This window comes from Marinifilum sp. D714 (assembly GCF_030851345.1).
Lineage (GTDB): Bacteria > Bacteroidota > Bacteroidia > Bacteroidales > Marinifilaceae > Marinifilum.
In genome coordinates, this window is the sequence record NZ_JALPNU010000028.1 from 18272 (window position 1) to 43425 (window position 25154).

Sequence of the window (25154 nt, forward strand, 5' to 3'; positions counted from 1 at the left end):
GCTTCCCCAGCTTGGGAAAGCACTTTATTTTTTCAATTTGCGTTTTCCCAAGTTAAGGAAGCACATTTTAACTATTCTTTTTATATCTTAGATCAGCTAAACTAACCCTTACCCAATGATACTAACCTACAAAACCGAACGCCTTCCCCTTAACTTTTTTATGCTGGGCATAACCTTACTTTTAGTCGGAATTGCCTTAACCATTAGTGAAGCTTACCAAGGAATCGCGGCTATTATTCTCTCCATTCCTTTTTTATTTACCCATTCGGGTTTGTTGATAGATGCAGAAAATAAGCGATACAAAAAATACACAGGTTTGTTGGGTTTTCGTCTTGGTTCTTGGTGCGATTTATCGAGAGCCACGCACCTTCAAATTATTCACACTCGCGAAACCAAAGGAATGGCAGTACTTTCCATAGCCCGAAACGAAACCAATGTGGTACAAAAACTTCTGCTTATGATGCCACACGAAAGAATTGTTCTGCTATCAGACACACAGGAAAAATTGGAACCCATGGCAAAAGAAATTGCAGTAGAATTGGGATTGGAATTAAAATTTCCGAAGAGTTAACCACAAAGGAGAACAAAGAAGTTTCATAAAGGCACACAAAGAGAATAAAACTAGAAATTAACATCATCACACAAACTCAGTCGGAGTATTTAAGGATAACAGCTTTGGTTACTTTGTGAAAAACCTTAGTGTGCACTTCGTGGTAAAATATCTACTTTAAAATACTTATATTTTTTACCTTTGATTTCGATTATCAAATACTCAAGTATGGACAGAAAACTAAAAGCCTTTGAGCGCTTATTGGATATAATGGATCAACTTCGCGAAGGTTGTCCCTGGGATAGAAAACAAACATTCGAAAGTCTTAGAACCCTTACCATTGAAGAAACCTACGAGTTGGCAGACTCCATCCTAAAAGGAGACAAGCAAGAAATTAAAAAGGAACTGGGCGATATTTTGCTACACATCGTGTTTTACGCAAAAATTGGTTCGGAAACCAATGATTTCGACATTGCCGATGTTTGCGATGGCATTAGCGAAAAGCTGATTTATCGTCACCCACATATTTTTAGCGATACCAAAGTTGCCGATGCCAAAGAAGTGGAAGAAAACTGGGAACAGTTGAAGCTAAAAGAAAAAGGTGGCAACAAATCGGTACTCGAAGGAGTGCCACAATCTCTGCCTGCCTTGGTAAAAGCAAACCGCATTCAGGATAAAGTGCGCGGTGTTGGTTTCGATTGGGACGAAAAAGAACAAGTCTGGGAAAAGGTAAAAGAGGAAGTTAATGAAGTGGAAAGCGAAATCCGAAAAGGCGATCAGGATCAAATGGAGCAAGAATTTGGCGATTTGTTCTTCTCTCTTATCAATGCTGCACGTTTGTATGGGGTTAATCCTGAGAATGCTTTGGAAAGAACCAATCAGAAGTTCATGAAACGATTCAATTACCTGGAAAGTAAGACACTTAAACAGGGGCGAAACTTAAAAGAGATGAATCTGGAAGAGATGGATGAGATTTGGGAAGAGGCGAAGCAATTTGATAAATAAGAGCTTCAAGTGTAAGATACAAGAAAAACAGCGCTGAATTGAATTAACAATTTAGCGCTGTTTTTTGTTTTAAAACTTTTAACTTTAGACTTCAACACTTTTAACTTTCTCTATGAACATTCTTCAGATTATACCAGGCTCGGGTGGCAGCTTTTATTGCGGCAATTGCTTGCGCGACGACAAATTCTATTTGGCAATGAAAAAACAAGGACATCAGGTAACCAAATTGCCCATGTACCTTCCCTTGTTTTCCGATGAGCATGATCTGAATGAAATTCCTGTTTTTTATGGAGCCATCAGCATTTATTTGAAACAACTCTACCCTATTTTCCAGAAAGCTCCTGCCTGGGTAGACAAACTTCTCAACTCGAAACCCATGCTTAAATTGGCTGCGAGTATGGCGGGCTCTACCAGTGCGAAAGGATTGGAAGAGATGACCATATCCATGCTAATGGGTGAAGAAGGCAAGCAGAAAGAAGAGCTACACCGAATGGTAAGTTGGATGGCAGAACACCTGCAACCAGACGTACTGCATTTATCAAATGCTTTGTTGCTAGGTTTGGCTCCAAAGCTTCGAGAAGTATTTCCCGATGCTGTTATTGTTTGTTCCTTACAGGATGAAGATGTATGGGTAGATGCCATGAACGATTCGTTCAGAAAGAAAATCTGGAAATTAATGAGTGAGAAAGCTCAAGCGATTGATGGCTTTATAGCGGTTTCCGATTTTTACGCAAAAGTTTCATTGGAGAAGATGGATATCCCTGAAAGCAAAGTCTTCATTAATCACCTGGGTGTTGAACCAAACGATTACCAAGTAAAAGCATTCGAAGAAAAAGCAAGAAACATAGGATACATCTCCAGAATGTGTGAAGCAAATGGATTCGACATCATGATTGACGCATTCATACTATTGAAACAAGACAAAGAGTTTGATGATGTTCAACTCATTTTAACGGGTGGATCTACCGGAGATGATAAAGACATATTGAAAAAAACAGAGAAAAAGCTTAAAAATGTGAAACTTTGGAATGATGTGGAATTCCATGAAGATTTCGATGGAAGCGGACGTCACGATTTCTTTAGCAAAGTGCAAATGATTTCTGTTCCGGTACGTAATGGCGAGGCTTTTGGCCTATATCTTCTGGAAAGCATGGCTTCTGGTGTGCCAGTAGTGCAACCCAAGCTGGGAGCATTCCCTGAAATTGTTGACAAATCGAAAGGTGGAATCATTTACGACAACAATAGTAAAGAAGAACTTTGCGATGCTTTAAAAAGCTTGTTGAGAGATCAGGATCAACTGAAACAACTCTCCTTAGATTGTAGAAGTGGTGTGGAAAATGAATTCAACATCGCGAATCAAACACAAAACCTGCTGAACATTTACAGTCAATTGAAAAGAATTTAAATCGCTATATCCATTTCAAATGATCGAAGAAAGAGATTTGCTCTATGTAGCTAAGAAATAATACCGAATGTTAATTTGTACAAGCCATTAGTGCGCTTCACTTCTAATGCCTAACAAATTATATATCGGCATTATACCCAAACTATTCGAGAGCGTAAAATAGCTCTCTATTTTTAAAAAATGGTATAAAAAACAAGAGCGCAAAGCATTACCACTTTGCGTTCTTTTATTATAATTATTCTTTGTGTCCTTTGCGTGAAATCAATTTCTAATGATATAAAAATCGTTTGATCTTGTGCGTTGCTGTTTTTTGAAATGGATCAACATGTGCAACCACCATCTGAACCTGTGAGAATTTGTTGACACGTGAATTCACATAAACCTGCAATTCTTCTATTAGTTCATCAACAGTATGGTCTACATAGTCTTCCACCTCTTTTTTCAGGTGTCTGTATTGTTGCTCAAGCTCTTCGTAGTTAAAGTGAACCATCGCCACCAACTTGCCTTTTTTCTCCACTACAATCGACTCAACAACATGTTTAAAGTTGTTGATTACCGATTCAATCTCTTCCGGGTAAATATTTTCCCCGCTTGCACCAACAATCATATTCTTCAACCTACCTTCTATGTATAAGTAGTTGTCCTTATCCATTTTAGCCAAGTCACCAGTTTTAAACCAACCATCTTCGGTCAAAACCTCTTTGGTTTTCTCTGGTTCTTTGTAATATCCCATCATTACATTATCTCCTTTAGCCCAAACTTCACCAATTTGAGTTACAGGATCTGGATTGTGAATTTTCAGCTCTACCCCCATTAATGCTGGTCCTGTAGATTGGTATTTGGTCTTCGATGGACCAATCCCAGCCAACAAAGGAGCCGTTTCCGTTAATCCATAACCAATTGCATAAGGAAATTTGGCCTCACGCAAGAATCTTTCCACATTCGAATTCAACTTGGCTCCACCAATTCCAAAAAAAGTTAATTCCCCACCAAAAGTTTGCATTAACTTTTTACCTGCAATGGCATTCAATCTCTTTCTAAAGAAAGGAACTTTATACAAAACCCTTGTAATGGCTTTCGAATTGATAAATGGAAGCACTTTACCCTGGTAAATCTTCTCAATAATCAATGGAACTGAAAACATCACAGTAGGCTTAACTTCCTTAAGTGCCGAAATTAGCAAAGAAGGAACTGGCGTTTTTCCCAAATAATAGATACATGCTCCAGCAATCATTGGAATTACATAGCCCAAAGTATTTTCATAGGTATGCGATAAAGGAAGTATTGACAGAAATCGATCCGTTTCATCAATAGGATGAATGGTTTTAGATCGAGCGGCATTCGAACAAATGTTCTTATGCGATAACATTACCCCTTTGGAGTTACCTGTTGTTCCCGAAGTATAAATAATGGCAGCCAAATCATTTTCTTCAACTGCATATTCCCTTTCAATTTGAATATTAGCATCAAATTTAAAATCTACCACATCTTCCCCAATCAATGAATAATCCTCAATTGCAATTTTATATTGTAGATTCTCTGCTTCTATTTTTCCCAATTTTGGAAGAAGTCCCTTGGAAACCAATACGGCTTTTGCCTCTGAGTGCTTCAGAATATTTTCAATTTCACCAATACTAAAATCAGGCAACATAGGCACTACAACAGCTCCCATAAAAACCGTTGCATAATAGGCCATCCCCCAATTGGGCATATTGGTACTTAAAAGTGCTACTTTATCTCCCGGCTCTATTCCAAGTTTCTCATAAAATGCCATTAATGATTTAATCGTAGCATCAACCTCCTTATAGGTAAAAGGTTTTTGTCCGACTAAAGCCATTGCATTACAATCACCAAACTTTTGAACTGAATTTTCAAAGAGAGAAGGGAATGTAAATTTATTGTTATTTTCCATTTTTCTGGTCTTAAGGTTTGAGCAATTTCCAGCACTGTGTATAGGCTTTTTAAATGATTTGCTCCCATGCAAGTTATAAAAAATATCATTCGAGCTATCTTTTTTAGGCTTTTAGCACTTCTATGAATTAAATATTCTTTTGTTCTGTGTATCCAAATTTCCCTCTTAACCACCTAATAATAGGGCAATAATCTCATGACAAACATTCATTTTTATTCATAAAGATTTTAATCTCACAAATCTTGAAATTATTCTTTTTTTAATACATTTATTGTTCTAATCAAGAAACAACACACCAAGCGAGCAATAAATTGAATGATCCTTCACCCATTGATGATTCTTTATACTTGTAAGCTCCTAAGACCTATTTAACTATGAAACGTCGCCACTTTATATCACTATCCGCATTTGCCGCGCCAATGTTAACCGGACTAGGAATTTCTTCCTGCAATACTACCTCTTCGAGTAATGAAGCTGCAGAATATCCAAATTTTAACAATTTTAAATACAACGAGAAAAGCATCTCAGAAATTCTAGAACTGATGGCTGCAGAGAAATTATCTTGTGAAGAGTTGGTAATTGAATACCTGGATAGAATTGATAAAATTGATAAAAATGGCCCTGGTTTAAATTCGGTTATTGATATCAATCCCGATGCTTTACCACTTGCCAGGCAGCTTGATGAAGAAAGAAAAAGCGGTCATCTGCGTGGTGCATTACATGGAATTCCCATCCTACTAAAAGATAATATTGAAACTGCAGATAAAATGATGACAACTGCAGGTTCCCTTGCCTTAGAGGGAAATTTTGCTGATGAAGATGCTTTTATTGTAAAACAACTTAGAAAATCAGGTGCTTTAATATTGGGCAAAACCAATTTAAGCGAATGGGCCAACTTTAGGAGCACACGTTCGTCGAGTGGATGGAGTGGACGAGGTGGACAAACTCACAATCCTTATGTGATCGATCGATCGCCTTGTGGTTCAAGTTCCGGATCAGGAGTTGCCGTTGCTGCCAACTTATGCGTCGCAGCCGTAGGAACAGAAACCGATGGTTCTGTTGTCTGTCCTTCCGGACATAATGGCATTGTTGGCATCAAACCTACTTTGGGAATGCTAAGCAGAACTGGCATTATTCCTATTGCTCATTCACAAGATACTGCCGGCCCTATGGCGAAATCTGTAAGCGATGCTGCTATTCTCTTGGAAATAATGTGCGGAGCAGATCAAAATGATAAAATCACACTAAACGATAAGAACCAGGCATTAAATTACAGTGCAAACCTAAAAAAAGATGCCTTAAAAGGAAAACGTATTGGAATTGTTCGAGCATTGATGGGATTTCACTCTGAAGTGGATAAAATTATAGAACAGGCCATTGAAGATATCAAATCGGCAGGAGCAGAAGTAATTGATGTTGAACTTGAAAACCTCAACCAATATGGCGATGAGGAATATGAAGTATTGCTCTACGAATTCAAACATGACTTAAACGAATACCTGAGTAAATGTAAATTCCCTATTGTGAAAAGTCTTGATGATATTATCAAATTCAACGAGCAATATAAGGATCGTGAAATGCCTTGGTTTGGTCAGGAAATATTAGAAATGGCCAACCAAAAGGGTGATTTGAATGAAAAAGAGTACCTGGAAGCATTGGCAAAGAGTAAAAAATTATCGGGTGAATTTGGCATTGATTACACACTAAAGAAATACAATGTAGATGCTCTAATGGCTCCTACCAATGGTCCTGCATGGAATATCGATCTTGTAAATGGTGATCACTTCGGCGGAGGAAGCAGTCAACCTGCAGCGGTATCTGGTTATCCAAATATTACTGTTCCTGCAGGATTTGTTCACAGTCTTCCAATTGGGCTATCATTTTTTGCAGAAGCTTTTTCTGAAGAAAAATTAATTCAGTTGGCCTATTCGTACGAACAAAAAACCATGCACAGAAGAGCACCGGAATTCTATTCAACAATTATGCAATAGGGATTCTATTCACCTGAATGATTACAGGGAAACTCTAATTCGAAAGTGGTTCCCTGTCCTTCCTGGCTTTCTACTTTAATCTTGCCCTTGTGAATCTGCACCAATTCTTGTACCACACTCAAACCAAGTCCTGTACCTTGCTCTCCTCTTAGTCCTGTCTTACTTTGTGTAAAGCTCTTTTCATTAAACAACTTGTTGATTAATGATTCGGACATCCCAATTCCTGAATCTTTCACCTTAATATGAATAGCAGAGGTATTCTTAAAGGCACATAAGGTTATTGTACCATTGGTTTCAGTATATTTCAATGCATTTGAAATGAGATTCATCAGTACAATTCTTACAATGTTTGAATCAATAAAAACCTTTTCAACTTTATTTTGTATTTGCAAATCGATCTGATTTTTATTCAAATCCGCAGCGTAAAACTCTTTTAGTTCACTGATAACTTCATCCAACTGTACATCTTCTGGTTGAAAATGAATTTTACCAGACTGAGACATGGACCAATACAACAAGCTAGTAAGCAATTTCAAGCCTTCAACAGCCGCTTGGTTTATAAATTTTGCATATTTTTTTGACTTCACACAATCTTTTTGCTCTATCTCGGTGATAAGAAGCTCACTGAATCCTATCAATGAATTAAATGGGTTTCTTAAATCATGTGAAATTACCGAAAACAATTTATCCTTGGTTTGGTTCATCTCTTCAAGCTTCCGGTTCATTTTTTGATTGTATCTGTATCGCCAAACCATTACTGCTATGATCACAACCATCAATAGAATGATAATCAAAAGATTTTGTTCGGATAGTTGTTGATTTTTTAACTCTTGTTCAGTTACAGTCAAATTGGACTGAACCTCAAAACTCCGCTCCATTTCTTTAATGATCTCGAACTGTTGAACAGTTAATACTGAATCATACAGAATATGAAACTTCTGGAAACTTAAAGTAGCCAGCTCGAAATTTCCAAGTATTTTATAAAAATCAATGTAAATTTTTGAAACCTCAATAATTTGCTTGGTAACACCCAGCTCAAGGGCTGTATTCATTGCAAGTTGAAGATATTCTTCTCCCTCCTTTTGCTTTCCTTTCTGAGCGTTTACCAAAGCAATTCCCGTGTAGTTATCTACAAGTCCGAAATCATGATTATGCTTTCTATTCAGCTCAATTGCATTTGTGTAATACTCCCTCGCCTTGTCATACTCTTTGCGTTGATAATAAATATTGGCCATCCCATTCAAACAGAAAGCAGCATATCTGCCATTTTCTGCATTAACACCCATGCTATACGATTTTTGATAATAATTCATTGCTGAATCCAAATCACCTTTCATTGCATAGGTACGAGCAATTTCCCGGTAAACCGATCCAATACCAACTTGTTCTCCCAATTCATCCCATAAATCCACCGCTTTATTAAAATAACTGAGAGCCAAATCAAACTCCTTTTTCTCACGATATACCAAACCAATGTTGGCATATGAATAAGATTTACCTGTCGGATGATTTAACTGTTCAAACATGGCCACCGCATATTCGGAATATCTTAATGACAAAGGAACATTACCTGTCATTAGGTACAAATCACCCAGATTGTTGTAAGAATAAGCCAACTCTACTGAATCCTTTTGCTGCAAACTATACTTCAATGCATTTTGAAGATTAGGAATGGATGCTTTGGTTTGATAAAGGTAATGCAATTGAATTACGCCCAGAAAGCCATAAATTCTCGGTAACTCATTTTGGATATTGTTTTTAATGGCCAAACCCAAAGCTCTTTTTCCCAGTACAAGTGCCGAATCTGAATTCACTTCTCTCAATCGCCAACATTCATCTGTCAACCTTTTTATTTCTTCCGAAACAGTCTTTTCCGTGAACAATTGATCCACAGTTTTACCACCCGACTGACCAAAACAAATCAGAATAGTTGAGAAGAATAATACGCACGTGACAATAAGTCGCTTACACAGCATATGCATAACGATTAAGAATTTCATTTAAGTCAGACTATAATGAATGATACAGCTTACAAAAATAGAATTTGAATTTAATTTTTATTCAAGCTTTGATGTATCCTACCCAATATTTTACTAAAGGAAAAATTTGTACCCTATAATCAACAGTATAATGAACACTGCCGCCAGCAGAGAATATTTACTGGCAAAATTGAAAGTGTATCCTAACATCGGATCATATTTGGGAACGATTAATCGAGGATCCTTTCGGTTACAATAAAATGGTCCATACCAATTTCCCAGGTCCTTGTGCATTTCGTCTAATATGTGTTGATCTAGTTTCGATTTCATAGGGGTTCAATCAGATTGGTGTAATCAAAATTAATAATAATTGTACAATTGCCACCATAGAATTCACAAAAAAGTAATGGCAATAATACATTGCGAATCATTGCCATTTCTCTTAATAAATTTAGCTCTGTATGTTTATAGTGGATACTCTTTTATAATTACCTTTAGTTTATTTGAGCTATTTTAACGGGCATTGGAAGATCAAGCTGCTTATACGCCCTAGATTTTTTGCATCCTTTTCCATCGATGGGAAAAGGATGAGCCTTGCGGCTTGAGCATAACAAAGCTAATGTAAGGAATTATAAAATGATTCATTTTATTTGTAATTGGGTAAATTACCTATTGTGTTCCATATAGAACCATAAATTTCTAATCTTACCAGCTTTTCAGTCTCACTCCAATATAAAATGTTCTTGGTGATCCAGGTCCATATACATAGTTGCTATCACGATTCTTTCCACTATCAAAATCATCCTGATAAGCATTGGTTATATTTTTAATTCCTCCGAACAGCTCCAAACCGGAATCTACCTGCTTCAACTTAAAGGCATACGATAGTTTCAGGTTCAATTCAGTAAACGAATCAGATTTTTTGTACTCATCAATAGATTGTTCTGGTGCGCCTCCAAAATGAGCCAACAACATAGGCCCTGTATAAACACTGCTAATGGTAGCATTAAATTTTGAAGATGGCGTAAACGACAAGCTCGCATATCCATACTTTTCTGGAGTTCTTAGAAACTCACGTTTGGCTTCCAAACCTTCAATGTTCTCTACCGCCTCATCGAACTTGCTTGACTGCAAGGTGAAACCCGCTTCAAACTGTGCTACTCTATTGTAATTTGCTCTTAACTCCAAAGTGGCTCCTTGTACTTTCGCTCCCGAACCATTTCTCTTTTCGAATCTCTCGCCAAATTCATCCGCAGCCAATGGCTCCAAATAAAAAGCATCATCCAACTTGGTATAGAATCCTTCCAAAGTAAATCCTGCAATCCACTTTTCTGTTGCCTTATCGTAATTAATCGATCCACTCAAGGAGTTCGATCTCTCTTCTTTTAAATCATTTGCCAAAACAATTCTGGAAATTCCTCCACCTGCAAAGGCAATATGCATATCCGAGTCGAATGCCTGAGGAGCTCTAAAGCCAGTACCCCATGTTAATCGCAACTGCGTATTGGTTTTGTACTTGTACAACAATGACAAACGCGGGCTTAAAATGGCATTATCAACCAAATTGTGCTTATCAACACGCAAACCAGCAAGGAAATTTAAATTTTTACGTACTTCCCAATCCGACTGGAAAAATCCTCCAAAGTTTTTTGTGGTCTGATCTGTGCCATAACTATAACGAGGAATCGAATCCAAAACATCATCATAAACATACTCCGTTCCAACAGTCAATACATTTTTGCCTCCCAGGAAATCATTCAACCTATGGTTGATCTGAGTTCCAAACTGCAAAGTCGTATTCTCAGTATCTCCATAAGGAGGATTGCTCAAATGCAAATCTATCTCCTCCTGATCATCAGGATAGATACCTGTATAATGATCTCTTTCGGTGTACTGGCCTGCTGCATAAGCAATAAAGGAAGAATTATCTTCATTAAAATTAATTTGATAATCCAAGCCAGCCATTAATACATCATGAGTTCTTTCTTCTGATTGTTTTGCCAAATGGGCTGCTCTATCAACAATTTCGCCCCCATATCGATACTCATGCAAACTGGTAAAGCTCAATTCCAACTTCTGATTCTCGCTAGGCTTATAAAACAGGTTGGCACCAAAGGAATTGTTCTTCAATTCAGGCAACTCCGAATAATTATCACCATTGGCATCGTAGGCATTACGCGTTCTTCGATTCACATAAATGGATGCTCCTGCATTTCTCTTCTGATTCAGCATGCTGATGTTTCCATTCATAATCACATCCGATTCTTTTCCATCAATAAATTGGGTAGTCACACCAAAATCGTAGCTTGGCTGACTTGGAATCTTGGTAATCACGTTCACGGTTCCACCAATGGCACTCGAGCCATACAATGCCGATCCACCACCACGAACTACCTCTATTCTTTCCACCATATTGGCAGGAATCTGCTCCATTCCATACAATCCTGTTAATGGACTAAAAATAGGACGACCATTGATCAAGATTTGCGAATAACCACCCCCAAGACCATTCATTCTAAGTTGTGTATAATTACAAGTCTGGCAATCGGTTTCTACACGTAATCCTGGCTGAAAGCGCAATCCCTCAGAAATATTACAAGCCTGCACCTGATCCAAGGCCTTACTCTCCAAAACATTTACAATTACCGGCGATTCGGTCTTTCTCTTGAATGTTTTTGTACCGGTAACCACAACATCGTCAAGCGACATCACCAGCTCCTTCAATACGAAGTTCACTTCAATGGTTTTGCCACTTTCTACTTTTATTTTTTGTTTCGCCATTTCATAACCCATCGATTTGGCTACAAGGGTATGCTCTCCTGCAGGCAAGTTCACCAACAAATAGTGACCTGTATGATCGGTCGTGATTCCTAAGGTGGTACCTTCCAAATAAATACTTACAAAAGGAATGTGTTCACCACTTTGTTCCGATTTTACATCTCCAAAAACATTCGCATCCGTTTTCTGCGCCAAAAGAGTTTCACTAATCCCCAACAAACAGAGGATTACAAATAAGTGTCTTATCATCTTCATGATATTATTATTTTCTTTATTATTCATTATTAATTGATCATTGCTAATTGTTAACTGATCATTGTTCATTAACCTTTGTCACATATATATTGTTCGAAAATTCTTTCGGAATGACGATTTGTCTTCCATGAATCGAAATTTCTGTCAATTGATTTTTACTATACTGTTTTACCACTTTAATTTCATTGCCAATTTCAATCTTGTTATCGCAACAGAAACTGTAAAATTCTTCATCATTGCTCACCAGCCTAATAATTCGATACTCCCGATCTTCCTCCGTCTTAAAAAGCACTTTGCTGTCTTTTTCAAAATCAACAAAGCCATAAACATTGGGAATGGGGTCTCCATGGGGATCGAAACTTGGCTTCTCCAAATAATTCCATAAAATCTCCGCCATTCTATCCGATGTAGCATGCTCTAACAATTCAGCTTCGTTATGTATTTCCAGCAAACTCATGTCAAAAGTTCGATACAGAAATGTCTCCCATAAACGATGCTTTCGAATAACCTGAAGCGCCAAGCTTTCTCCTTTTGGAGTTAACTGTAAAGCCTGGTACTTTCGATATTCAAGCAAATCCTTCTCCGACAACTTGCGAGCCATGTCGGTAGCAGCAGCATTACTTATGCCCAAAGCCTTTGCAATAGAGCCAGGTTTGGTATCTCTTGCCTCTAGCTTCTGAAAGCAGTAAATGGTTTTTAAAAAATTCTCTGTTGATGCCGACATTTTAATAAAAGATTTAAGCATACTTAAATATTAATTCAAATATATTAAAAAACTTTTATTTAGATCAAATCTACTTAAGCTTTTTCAAACAAAAAAACTACCCAATTGGAGAACTTTGCTTCTTAATTAAAATTTACTTTCCTTTGCATCCTTTTTTAAAAATATAATTCTTGTCAATTGTTAAACAGAAGTCATCTTATCAAGCAATGCTTAAAAAGAATTTATGTGTTAGTACGTGTTTGTACGAATTGACTTGTCCTGTATACTATAGAATAAAAATTATTGAATTATGCGAGTAAAATTGATGTTTGCATGGCTGATGGTAATGGCCTTAGGTGTGGTTGTAAGTTGTAGCAAGGATAAGACAGGTCCTGAAGCAGAAATTAAATTGAGTCCTTCGAACTTTAATATCTCAGTAAAAGATCTTACTTACAATTCTGCAGAAATTCAGTGGACAGCTTCGTTAATTGCAGATGAATCGAAAATCGTGTATGATGTTTACCTGAATGATGAACTGAAAGCTAAGAATTTGGAGAATTTAAGTTATCAATTTAAAGAATTGGAAGCGGTAACAACATACAATCTAGAGGTAATTGCAAAAAGTACTTATGAAACTCAAGTGGTTGTTTCGTATGCTATAACGACAAAGGATACCCCAAGTCCTGGGGCAATAGCTCTTAAAATGGATGAATTATCCACCGATCAAATAACAGTTTCCTGGGAAAACTCTGATCCGACACAAAGCTTGTTTTATGCAATCTATTTGGACGATGAATTAAAAGCCGAAAATTTAACAGTGTCGACTTTTACCTTTTCCGATTTGGAAGGAAATAAGTTGTATCATATTAAGCTAATTGGAACAAATGAGTTTAATAAAACAGTTGAAAGTAAGCTTGATCTTACTACAAATGACTATGCAGATCCCAGCGATTTTGCCCTTTCAGTAGAAAGTGTGACAGGTGATGAAGCAAAAATCGTTTGGGGATCTTCGGAATCTGAAAACTTGACTTACCGAGTTCTCCTGAATGCTGTTGAACATGCTAAAGATCTTAAAGTTTTGGAATATGAATTCAAATCTTTGACTTATAATACGCAATATACTGCAACAGTTGAGGCTACAAATGAGCATGGTAAAACCAAGAGCAAGCAAATTGAATTTAAAACTTTGGAAGCTGGAGGACCTGCTGATTTTATGATCTTTATTGAAAATATTAGTCAGGAATCGGCTCTTATTAGTTGGGAAACAACAGGTGATAAAGATGAAGTGATTGGTTACAAAGTATTTGTCAATGGATTTTTTAAAGGCGAAGCTTTTAGCGACAATCAGCTTTTAGTAGACCAATTGGAAGCCGGGAAAGTTTATAAGTTGAAGATCGAGGCGAGAAATGCCTACAATAAAACATTGGAAAAGACCACTGAGTTCAAGACTCTTGAAGCAGTAAGCTTGTCTGATTTTACCATCAGTTCGCAGGATGTTGAACAAACCTCTGCCCTTTTAACTTGGACCGAATGTGTGGCCAGTGATGGCAGCAAAGTTACCTACGATGTATATTATGGAAGTGGATCGATCGCCAAAAGAGGACTGGAGGAAAGACAGTATCAGGCCACTGGGCTTCGGGCTGGTCAGGAGTATACCTACAAAGTTGAAGCCCGAAGTGAGAAGGTAATATTGCCTCGCACTCAAACCATCTCATTTACGACCAAAGCATACGAAGTACCTGGTGAATTTGAATTAAAGGTTCAGGATATTACAGCATCACAGGCAAAAGTGAGCTGGACCAATTCTGAATTGCCATCAGGAGGTGAAATTACCTACGAGGCTTATTTGAATGACATAGCTTATACATCCAACGCAAGCGGGAATGCTTTTGTTTTTAAGAATTTGAAAGCCGAGACCAATTACACAGCCAAAATTGTAGCCAAATCTCAAAACAATACGACTCACGAACAGACGATTGGTTTTACAACAAAAGCGGAAGCTGTTCCGGAAGTACAACTTGGTGTTGCAAATATTGGGATTCGATCCTTTGAATTAAACTGGAAGTTAACGGAAAGTCCATCTTACGACAGCTATGAACTTTTTCTGGATGGCAAGTCGATAAAAACGGGTTATTTTCTAACTTATACCTTCAGCGATCTGCAATCGAACACCAGCTACAAGTTAAAAGTTCTTGGTAAACGTGCGGGCAAAACCTATCAGAAAGAAATCGAAGTAAAAACTTTAGCCTATCCTGAAGCCTTGGATTTTGATATGGTAATTAACCCAAAATCCTACAATAGAGTTGAGATCAATTTAAATGATTTTCAAGAAAAGAACAGAGATCGATTTGATGATTTCAGTGAAATGACCTACGAAGCCTATTGGAATGGAGTAAAAGAATCATGGGGAAAAGGGGTAACATCTAAAATTGTAACGAATTTGGAGGAACAAACACATTACGATTTTCAACTGATAATAAAATACGCTGATGGAAGCATTGCTTTGGAAAAAAGAGCTGATTTTACAACACCTGAAAATCAGGCTCCTGCTTGGAGTAGCGATTTGAGAATAAAGCAAACAGGCTTTAGTTTCCTAGAGTTGGAGAATAATTTTGCTACTGATGTTGAAAATTCTAATTTGGTTTATACCTACTATATGAATGGTACAGCTCTAAAAACGAACATCAACTATGGTGGAAATACAAGAGGAACCGGGCAGATTGAGAGTGGTGTAAACACAAATGACAACCCAATTTTATTAACACATCTGGAGTCGGATACAGACTACAGCTTTTATATTGAAGCCAAGGATCCTCTTGGAAAAGTAAGCCGCAGCAATACCATCCAGTTTAGAACTGCTGTTGATGCTAAGGAAACTTTTGATATTATGGCAGCTATTGAAACAGATGTGAAACGGGTTGGTCCGCGTTGGGCAAAAATGGGTAAGATTTCTTCAATTAAAGAAATACGTATCTTTTGGAATATTGATGGCGTTAAAATGGAGCGAGGACAGTACATCGATCCTTCAAAAGTGATTGAGCTTGGTGATGATCATTCTTTGGTTTTGGATTACAGCCCTTTCTTAAAAGAGAATCCAGATGTCAGTTTAAGCTTCACCGTTTTGATAAAATGGATTGACAAAGAAGCTCTTGAACAATCGGAATCAACTCAGATTGTGATACAAGAATAAAATATCGTGTTTTCAACGATAAAAAATCCCGATCTTTAATTAGATCGGGATTTTTTTTAAAAACAATTAAGCTGGAACAAAGCTACTTAAAGAATAACAAAGTAGAATCTGCGGATAAATCGCTCGAACTGTGCCACTCATATCGGAGCAAAGTGTGCCAGTGATTACAGCCCTAATTTAGTCTTTCCAGATTCTTATCATGCCATTCTACATAGCTCCAATTACTGACTCCACCCGTTAATGCACTCTCAACATCAATCTTTCCCTCACTATCGATAACCGATTGCAAGTAATACGCTCTTTTATCGATTTCTCTTTCAATTTCAGTTCTGCCGGAAATGGTATTACCATGCGAAAGAATTAATCTCTCAACATTCAAAGCCCTGATTTTTTCCAAACTGTTTATATGCTCTTTAAAGTTGCCACCTTCTGATATGTAAGGCGTAATTAATTTGTTTTCAGCATTCGACATTAGCAAATCGCCAACATGTGCTATTGTGTCATTAATCAGGATGATTAAGCTGCATTTGCTATGACCTGGAGCTTCAATAAAAGTCAATTTGAATTCTCCAAAATGACAGCCTGTATGATTTTGGATTACAGTATCAGCTTCTTTATATCTGTTTTCAGGATCCCAAACTTCAGCGCATTTTTTATAATTTTCTTTGTAATGAGAACTACAGGCAAGCTCAATATTTTCGAACTCACATGCGCCTGCTGCATGATCAGGATGATAGTGTGTCAGAATTACCTTTTCCACCTCAATGTTCTTTTTTAGCAGATCATTTTTTACTTGCCTGGCATGCAAAGGAAATCCTGTATCTATTAGCAATGCTTTATCAGCACTTAATAAAACTGTTAAGTTGACCTCCATATCCGGATCATCTTCACTTTCTGCAAATACGTACTGCAATATGTTGGCTTCTATTTCTCGAATCTCTTTCATAAATATTTTTTTTAAAACCGTTCAGTCGGTGATAACTAAATATGGCTATTTTTCAGGATACTATATTAACAAACTCCACAAAGAACACGAAGACGCACAGAGAAATAACTATTTCTCATCTCTGTGTTAGTCTGTGAGCTCTGTGTTTAATAAATTTCACCTCATAATCAAGATCATTCAGATATGCTGCTTCCCAATAATACCAAATGTAATATTTAATGAGCCATGTATTAAACGGTAGACAGTATGAGCATGTACCTACAATCTTTAATACATTTTCTTGTGCAAAGCACTTCACTTTCTCTTCACGCTTAACAAATGGATTGATAAAGGCTTTTCCATTCATTACATTAATTGCATTAAAGATTGACACCAAAGCACCAACAAGTAATCCTACAACAAAGGGTGTCAACTGATTCACTTTCCAATAAACCCACAAGCCTCCCAAACTGATTCCCAATATACACAGTTGCATACCCAAAACAGCATGAAAATGATGTGTCATATCTTTCGTTTTATTTTTTCTCTGACGCCAAAGAATCAAGCTAGGAAAGAAAAGAGGCAACAATCCACTTAAATGCAAAAATCCAAGCCAAGTGTTGTGATTCACTTCCTGATCCTTCTTATCATCATTCGTCTCCTCTACAAATAAGCTGAAATCAACATCTAATGCCTTTGCAATCATCTGAAGTGTATAAGCCCGTGGGTCAACCTCTCCATTCTCAATCCGCTGTATGGTTCTTGCACTAAGCTCAGTCTTCTCAGCCAAGTCTTCCTGGGTTAAACCTTTTTTTACCCTTAGTTCTTTGATAAGTTTTCCTGTTTCCATTTTCATTTCGCTTTTGATTTTGAGTCAAATGTCTGACTGATTAGGGTAACTTTCCAACTACAAAAGCACGACACTTACACGACATTCAAAATCAATCCACACATTATCAGCGTTTTGAGAAAATGGAAAAATCAACTAGTATTTAATATTATTACTTATTCTTTTCATTCCCAAATTAAATGAACCACAGAGAACACGAAGACACACAGAGAAGTCTCCATCTTTCACCTCTGTGCCACTCTGTGACCTCTGTGGTTGAAAACTTTCACCTCCAATAAATATTACAATACACAATAATTCGTGAAAATTTGTGTAATCTGTGGTTTAAATAGGTGTGATCTATGGTTTATTTCAAATCTTCAAACTTCGCCTTCATGGTTGGATTACCATAGGTCAACTTTTTAATGGTCAAATCATCGGCCTTGTTATTGGCCAAGCGCAAATTATTCTCTGATGACAAAAGCGCATCCTTTGTTTTCTGAAGATGAGTAATGGTTTTATCGATCTCGTCGATTGCCGTTTTAAATTTCCTGCTGGCCAATTCGTAATTGTAGGCAAAACCTTTTCTAAAAGCATCAATCTTTTCTTCGAACTTGGTGATATCCACATTCTGATTCCTCATCATGTTCAGCTCGGCCTTGTATTGCATTGAATTCATGGCAGCATTTCGAAGCAAGGTAATCATCGGAATGAAAAATTGCGGACGCACCACATACATTTTTTCGTACTTGTGCGATACATCAACAATACCCGTATTGTAGAATTCACTATCTGATTCCAAAAGCGAAACCAATACAGCATATTCACACTCCTTGTCCTTACGATCCTTATCCAGTTTGGCAAAGAAATCCTCGTTTCTCTTTTTGGTAGCCGTTTCATCGTTCTCATTCTTCATTTCGAACATGATAGAGATCACCTCATTTCCTGCCTCATCCACTTCCCGGTAAATAAAATCACCTTTACTCCCACCTCTTGCATCGTTATCCTTCTCGAAATAGGCTCTCTGGAAAGCCGTTGCACGCAGCTTGTTAAATTCCGATTCGCAATGCTGCTCCAAAGTTTCCCCCACCATCTTGGTAGAAAGTTTCTGCTTAAAATCCTTCAAACGAACAATCTCATCATCCTTCATTTTAATGGTTTCATCTTTGGCAATCAATTGGTTGGTAAATTGTTCCTTTATCGATTTTTCAAGCAACTCCTTCTCTGTCTCTTTTATTTTCAGATCATTCACCAAATCATCTCTCTGCTTTTCAATCAGCTTGGTTGCCTCTGTTACGGCCAATTTCTTCTCCGTCTCTGCCTGCTCAATTTTCGATTTCATCTCTACAATTTCGCCCTCTTTGGCAGCCAATTTCTGCGATAATTCAGTTTCACTTTGGGCCTTTTGCTCAGTCAGTTTCCTGTCCTTTTCGGCCAACTCCTTTTCCAATGTACTTTTCACATTGGCCTCAGCCAGTTTCACCGCATTTTCCTTTTCAGCTTCCTTGCTTTTTAGGCTGCCAACCAAATCATCGCGTTCTTTTTCAATCTGCTTGGTAGCCTCCGATACCGCCAGCATCTTCTCACTTTCAGCCTTTTCAATCTTCGATTTCATGGCAGAAATTTCACTCTCCTTCTCAGCCAATTTCTCCGAAAGTTGCGAATCGCTTTGCGCCTTCAGTTCTGCTAACTTCCTATCCTTTTCGGCCAGCTCTTTTTGCAAGACATTCTTAATGTTTGCCTCAGCCAATTTTATGGCATTCTCTTTTTCCTGATCTGCCAACAACAACCTCTTCTTCAACTCCTCCTCAAACTGACTGTCTCGAACTTGCTTTAGGATATCCGCAAATCCAGCTTCATCTACCTTAAAGGCTTTCTTACAATTGGGGCAAATTATTTCGTTCATATGATATTTGTTTTCTTCTGTATAGCTTCTCTGCTGAAGCTATTTTGTTGTGATTTGGTGGTAAAATTAGTGATTTTGTTTTGTGCTTACGCTACCATGCAATACATGCTCTTCTCACCAAAAATAAAATATTAACACAAGTGTGTTTAAACAACATCAGTACTTTTTTTAATGTATTTATTTTACCCTAAATTACAGATCATTACAAACTATCCAACAAACTACAAAGCCACACGAAAGGATTGATTTTATCGAAATTCGTTTCGTGCGACAGCAAGGGATAACCATATTTAGTGAATTCTTGGAATGAAAAGTTCTAATTTCCAATTTTTACCTTTATTGGATTTGCTGAATACCCACTTAGATTATACCCCTCATCGTCTACTAGTGTTACTTCAGTAGGGTTAGTTAGTGCGATACAACAAAATTTTCCATTGTCTCTCTGAATTTCTGTCGACAGAAAACGTTTTTTGTTGTTCAGCTGCCAAGATTGAAGTTCATCAAATAAACCTTTCATTGACTCATTTTCAAACCACAAAATGTTGTTTTTGTTGTTCATTTCTTTTTTTTCGTCCATAACCAATAATAATTTCTAGTTAATAAATCCGTGTTACCTGCTGGCATTTTACACATTAACAATATCCCATGTGCTTCTATCAATTTGAGATAAATGCTTGTTAAATCTATCTTCATATATAGCAACACAAAGCAGATGAGTAGGTCTTGAAAAACCAACATAACTTGTTTTCATAGCTTTTATAATACGAGAACTTTTGCTATTTATTGATTTATTCAAAAATATTTCTTTCAAATATTCTGATTCATATTTATAAAAAAATGTTTCCAGATAAAGTGTTGCAGTATGTGTTTGACCTTTCACTGAATGAACAGTTCCTACATCAATTTGAAAACCATTATATTGAAATTTATTAGCAACTTTTGTTGTTTGTTTTTTAATAATATTGGTAGATGCATTATTAGATATAAAACCATTTGAAAGAATAATACTTTTACCAAAAATACCTAAGAGTGATGGAATGTAAATACGTATTTTATTAATTACATCGTTATCATTCTTTATTATCCCAAACGACCAATTATAAAGATTTAATTTAAAATCTTCATATTCTTTTGCTCCAAAAGCTTTTATATAATTAAATAGTTTTCTCTTTGTAAAATATTTTTGATTTTCATCTACAATATTTTCAATTCTTAAAATCCTTAGAAAGGAATTGAGTATGTTTTTTCGAATAGATTCAAAAGTGCGATTTTCTTTATCATAGTTTAACAAATAGTCTTCAAGGCATTTATAATCTATTTTTGTTTTTATTGGTTCGCTATTGTATTCCCCCCAGTAGTCTTTTAATCCAATTTTATCTAAATCGTCATGCTCTTTCCTCCATGCAATTGCTGTATAGGTATTTTTAGCATCTTTAGATATTTTATTACATGCTTGATATTGTGAAATTAGTTCTGAATATTTCTCTAGAACTTTGCTGCGATTTTTATCAGTGAACAATAATATTGTGGGCTTAATATCTATGTTTAATAACCTACCTTCGATATCATTTGGGCTCAGAGCTAGCTTTTCAACAATACTAGCAATATTGGGATTTAGTCTATAGCTACCCTTTAAATATTTAATATTCGCTCTTTTAGTCCAAATATTTAAAGAATTGGAATTTTCATTAAAGATGGCTTGGTTAATATCTCCAATTCTTTGTATTGAAGATAAAGACTTTCCACTATCATAAAATAAATCTTCTAATAATTGATACTGATGAGTATCCATATCTTGCATTTCATCAACAAAAACATATTGAAATCTGTTCTGGATGATATTTTTAATATTTGGTATTTTATTTGTGTACACCTCTGCTAAAAAATACGCATCATCAAAATGCAAGTAACCATTACTCAATAATTTAATCTTAAATTCCCTTAAGGATTTATAAGTTGGCTTATTGGGATCTTTTAACTTAAATGTCTCAGACTTACCATCAATATAAGATTTCAACTTCATATCTCTTGTTAGACGAATTGATTTTAAGAATTTCAAACCATCTATTTGTTTATCAAGAAATCCTTTTAAGCCACGATTCGGAGTATTTGCATAGAATTTTTCAACTTGCTCGTCATAGATTTCATTATCTATTCGATATGGTTTCGACTTGAATTGATTCATATAGCAAGGAATTGCTAAAAACACATCTACAAAACTCTGAATTGTTCCTACAAAATTTGGATAAGAGAATAACTTAGGACAATATTTCCCTATACGTTCTTTTATTTCATCAACAGCTGTATTTGTATGTGAAATAACAAGTACTCCTCCATTATCTTTTATAGGTAAATATTTCTCAAGAATTAAGAGTTTTGCAAGTAATGCTGTAGTCTTACCACTACCAGGGACTGCCTGTAAATCAAGCGTATCAAAATCCTTAATAAAATCTACTCGCTCTTCATCAAAATGCTTGTTTTTTCCGAGCAATATTTGTTCTGCGTATTTTATATCATCATCGGTTACCTTAATCATTGCAAGCATATTTAATAGCATCAACTAAATATTTTATATTCTCTTCACTTTGGTCAAAACTTGCACCTATACCTTTTTCTAGCTTATTTGCGAGTCTGTACGCTATCTCAGTTTTCTTAAGTGATTTGTCAATTAGTTTCCTTGCTAATATTTTTTCAAATCCGTCTGACCATTTTGTTTTTGAGTGAATACCTTTTGTTACTTCCTGAAAATCATCAGATACTGTAGAGGATTTATACAGGCTATATTCTAATGTCCAGAGAGGCGCTACAAAGTACCTCACATTATTCTCTGATTTCGCCTCAATTTCAATCACTTTTGAAGTTGTTTCCCTTGTAAATATAGTTGTGTCTTTTTTAGTAACTACTGTTTTTTTATTCTCCTTGCCATCATCATCAGTATCCTTATATGATTTTGCAGTATATTCTCTTATATCACAATCTGTAACAACAGCAACAGGAATTGTCATATTAGGTTCTTCCTTTCTCAAAAATATTTTTGAATAATTATCAAATCCCACATTTCCTATATTTATTACAGAAACGCCTTTTTCAGTTAAATCATAACCTATCCTTTTTGCTAAACTTGGAATTAATATTTCCTCTGCCCAACCTTCAACTAATATAAGTCCTTTAGCAAAAAACAAATTTGCTTTTGTAACATCTAAGAATTTTTCGAGAAAAATATATTCATCTGCTTTAAACTTGGTGTAACTACTACCCATTGGAAAGGCATTATTTTCATTACATATTATTAAATTCTCAAGTTTTATCTTTGAAGCTAAATTTGGACTATGAGTAGTTAGTATTAGCTGTATATCGCTTTGTTGCTGTAGTGATTCTACTACATGCATTTGAGCTTGAGGATGTAGATGAGCTTCTAATTCCTCAATTAAACCTAGTCGTATTCCATTCCAATTTTTCTTTTGAAGATGCAACAACTCAGAAGCCATGCAAAGACGATTTAATGTCCCTAAACCTAAATTTGGTTCGTCTTTTATTGCTAATTCTAGTTTTTCAAGTACGTTTTTTAGATTACCTCCATTAACGCTAAAATTAGATTCTTTAGAATCAGAATAAAAAGCTTTTATATACTTATCAATCTCTTCTTTTAGTTCTTTTCCTTTTAGTGCATCTTCTCCTTGTAATGGATTTTCGTCTTTATCTACTCCTTTAAAATAATTTTCGATGGTCGTATTAAATTCACTAAAATGATCTACAAGAATATGGGATTTATTGTGTCCCTTAAAAGCTTCATGTCCTTGTAGTATCTGTGCTAATCTAGAATTTTTACGTGGTATCAGTTCTGATTTTGCATCACGTAAAGGTTTCAGGTATGTAGTTTTTAAATATTCTCTTGCCTCAGCAGTTAATTGATATCCACTTTCGTCAACACCTGCTTTTACATCTGCGGGGTATATATATTTATCATCTAAATTACGATTAACATCATAAATTAAACGTAAAAAAGGCTTTATATTATCATCATTTTCTTTCCAGCCAAGCCATTCTGTGAAATTCTTAGCCTCATTATCTGTGAAATTTTCAATAATTATTTCTATTCTAAATCTTTCTGATTCATTATAAAAATCTTCATTATTAACTTTTATCCAATCATAACTATGTGTTTTCAATACTAATTTTATTGAATCAATTATTGCTGTTTTACCAGAATCATTTTGCCCAATTAAAACATTTAATCCCTTTGTTAAATTTAAGTTTAGATTTGGTTTGGATAGGTCAATTTCTCCTGAACTACCAAATTTTCTAAAATTCCATAATTTGATATTTGAAATATGCATTTACTATTATTGTTTTTGTTTATGGTTGCTGTTTTTTTGCTTGCAGGTAACATTTGGATAAAGTGTAATGCACTTTACCCACCTTTTCTATCAGTCTTTCTATTGCATTATTAATTAATCACTTATCCTTTAAAATTATATCTAAAGAACTTTTATTTTTTGCAAGAACTTTTTCTCTCATACAAGTTCATACCTCTTGTAATAAAAACACCATCTCGAATTTAACAACAATTATTACCAAACAAAATATTTATCCCAATAAACTGTAATAGAATTTATCAATCCATTAGAATTATTGATTGAAAACATTAAAGCCCAACAATTGCAGAAGGATTAATACACTTTACTACCTAATAAATCCTCTCGTGCTGTTATTTTACACATTCCAAATTTATTTAACAATTCTTTGAATACTTATTCAATGTTTGTAAATTTGGTTAAATAAAATTCAAACCTCTTTAAAATGACTATTACTTTAATTATTACTGGAATATTGGTTATTATCTTGATTAGGTCAATGATAAAATCCGGCACTAACGATTCAGTCGAAATCACATATGAATCAGAATCATCTCACCAAAGCAAACATAATTTCCATAACACCACACCAAAATCAGCTCCCATTGAAACTTATAAAAACCCAGGACTAAAATCATTTAACATTGTTGGCACCTATTTTAGAGACAATGTAAATAAAAGTGATCTAGGAAACTTTATAGGATATGTTAAGACAGAAGACAACCGACATGATAGATATGCAGTAGCTGTTTATACACAATCAGGGAAGCAACTTGGATACACTCCCAAAGGCAACCAAAGGTTAAACAAATCATTATCTCAATGGCACTATGGCAAAACCTTTGCTTGGGGAAGTTTGGGATACGATGACTACAACCAATCTTGGTATGGAGAAGTATATATACCAATTGGACTTAAGGGTAAAGAGAATGTAGCTTTCCAAACCATCTTAGAAAACAAAATGAAAATTGATGAATTCAAAGGAAAGGAACTCAATACTGAAGAATCATTTCAAATTTTGGACAAAGCTCTAGAAGCCTTAAACTGTCAAAACATTGTTAAAAAACACTTTAAGTTTGAATATCCATTACACAAGAACTTCATTCCCTCTTTGAGTAGTAGATTAGAGAAAAATAAAGATTGGGAACAACTGATAAGACTAAAAAAATATAATCCTCTCATCAACGAGTTATCTGAAAGTTTCAGAGGTGCTTCATTGAGAAGAATTAAAAAAGCTGAAGAGAAGTTTGTTAAAATAGTATAACAATCCAGGTAAAGTAGTATCCCATAAAGTGTGTAACTAAAGTTATTCTGATTTTTTCGGAGCCCAAAATTAGCTCAAGAAAAAAATCGGAAATAACTTTAGGTTGA

16 protein-coding genes are annotated in these 25154 nt (G+C 35.7%); 6 read left to right on the forward strand and 10 right to left on the reverse strand.

Annotation, left to right across the window (positions count from 1 at the left end):
- Window positions 1–115: 115 nt before the first annotated feature.
- From M0051_RS17375 to M0051_RS17385, 3 genes are all read left to right on the forward strand, one after another.
- Entirely contained in the window at window positions 116–571 is a 456-nt protein-coding gene (locus M0051_RS17375; RefSeq protein ID WP_306742812.1) for a hypothetical protein, read from the forward strand.
- Window positions 572–778: 207 nt separating this feature from the next.
- Complete coding sequence (mazG, locus tag M0051_RS17380) at window positions 779–1555, forward strand: nucleoside triphosphate pyrophosphohydrolase (RefSeq protein ID WP_306742813.1); 777 nt, start codon at window positions 779–781, stop codon at window positions 1553–1555.
- Window positions 1556–1667: 112 nt separating this feature from the next.
- Window positions 1668–2960, forward strand: a complete 1293-nt coding sequence (locus tag M0051_RS17385; protein ID WP_306742814.1) for a glycosyltransferase family 4 protein — start codon at window positions 1668–1670, stop codon at window positions 2958–2960.
- A 268-nt stretch (window positions 2961–3228) separates the two neighbouring features.
- Here M0051_RS17385 and M0051_RS17390 read toward each other — a convergent pair whose 3' ends face one another.
- Entirely contained in the window at window positions 3229–4872 is a 1644-nt protein-coding gene (locus M0051_RS17390) for an AMP-binding protein (protein ID WP_306742815.1), read from the reverse strand.
- Window positions 4873–5246: 374 nt separating this feature from the next.
- Between M0051_RS17390 and M0051_RS17395 the strand changes: the two genes are divergently transcribed.
- A complete protein-coding gene (locus M0051_RS17395; protein ID WP_306742816.1) occupies window positions 5247–6863 on the forward strand; it encodes an amidase in 1617 nt (538 codons plus the stop codon).
- A gap of 5 nt (window positions 6864–6868) precedes the next feature.
- On the opposite strand, the gene M0051_RS17400 is transcribed toward M0051_RS17395, so the two are convergent.
- The 3 genes from M0051_RS17400 to M0051_RS17410 all read right to left on the reverse strand — a co-directional run bounded on the left by M0051_RS17400 (window position 6869) and on the right by M0051_RS17410 (window position 12599).
- Window positions 6869–8863: a tetratricopeptide repeat-containing sensor histidine kinase gene (locus M0051_RS17400; protein WP_306742817.1), complete on the reverse strand. Its 1995-nt coding sequence runs from the start codon at window positions 8861–8863 to the stop codon at window positions 6869–6871.
- A gap of 684 nt (window positions 8864–9547) precedes the next feature.
- Entirely contained in the window at window positions 9548–11875 is a 2328-nt protein-coding gene (locus tag M0051_RS17405; protein ID WP_306742818.1) for a TonB-dependent receptor, read from the reverse strand.
- Window positions 11876–11933: 58 nt separating this feature from the next.
- Window positions 11934–12599, reverse strand: coding sequence for a metal-dependent transcriptional regulator (locus M0051_RS17410; protein ID WP_306742819.1), 666 nt, complete (start codon window positions 12597–12599; stop codon window positions 11934–11936).
- A 289-nt stretch (window positions 12600–12888) separates the two neighbouring features.
- On the opposite strand from M0051_RS17410, the gene M0051_RS17415 reads away from it, so the two are divergent.
- A complete protein-coding gene (locus M0051_RS17415) occupies window positions 12889–15768 on the forward strand; it encodes a fibronectin type III domain-containing protein (RefSeq protein ID WP_306742820.1) in 2880 nt (959 codons plus the stop codon).
- A gap of 172 nt (window positions 15769–15940) precedes the next feature.
- Here M0051_RS17415 and M0051_RS17420 read toward each other — a convergent pair whose 3' ends face one another.
- The 6 genes from M0051_RS17420 to M0051_RS17445 form a co-directional block, all read right to left on the reverse strand.
- On the reverse strand, window positions 15941–16714 hold the full coding sequence (locus M0051_RS17420; protein WP_306742821.1) for an MBL fold metallo-hydrolase: 774 nt from the start codon (window positions 16712–16714) through the stop codon (window positions 15941–15943).
- A gap of 115 nt (window positions 16715–16829) precedes the next feature.
- Entirely contained in the window at window positions 16830–17549 is a 720-nt protein-coding gene (locus M0051_RS17425) for a helix-turn-helix domain-containing protein (protein ID WP_306742822.1), read from the reverse strand.
- Between the two features lie 340 nt (window positions 17550–17889).
- The gene (locus M0051_RS17430; RefSeq protein WP_306742824.1) at window positions 17890–19428 is read right to left on the reverse strand and encodes a DUF2130 domain-containing protein; all 1539 of its coding nucleotides are present in this window, start codon (window positions 19426–19428) and stop codon (window positions 17890–17892) included.
- Between the two features lie 316 nt (window positions 19429–19744).
- On the reverse strand, window positions 19745–20005 hold the full coding sequence (locus M0051_RS17435; RefSeq protein ID WP_306742825.1) for a hypothetical protein: 261 nt from the start codon (window positions 20003–20005) through the stop codon (window positions 19745–19747).
- A 48-nt stretch (window positions 20006–20053) separates the two neighbouring features.
- A complete protein-coding gene (locus M0051_RS17440) occupies window positions 20054–21964 on the reverse strand; it encodes a UvrD-helicase domain-containing protein (RefSeq protein WP_306742826.1) in 1911 nt (636 codons plus the stop codon).
- The gene (locus M0051_RS17445) at window positions 21957–23765 is read right to left on the reverse strand and encodes an ATP-dependent endonuclease (protein WP_306742827.1); all 1809 of its coding nucleotides are present in this window, start codon (window positions 23763–23765) and stop codon (window positions 21957–21959) included. The genes M0051_RS17440 and M0051_RS17445 overlap by 8 nt, the downstream gene beginning before the upstream one ends.
- Window positions 23766–24228: 463 nt before the next feature.
- Here M0051_RS17445 and M0051_RS17450 point away from each other — a divergent pair, with 463 nt between their 5' ends.
- Window positions 24229–25047, forward strand: a complete 819-nt coding sequence (locus M0051_RS17450) for an HIRAN domain-containing protein (protein ID WP_306742828.1) — start codon at window positions 24229–24231, stop codon at window positions 25045–25047.
- Window positions 25048–25154 lie beyond the last annotated feature (107 nt).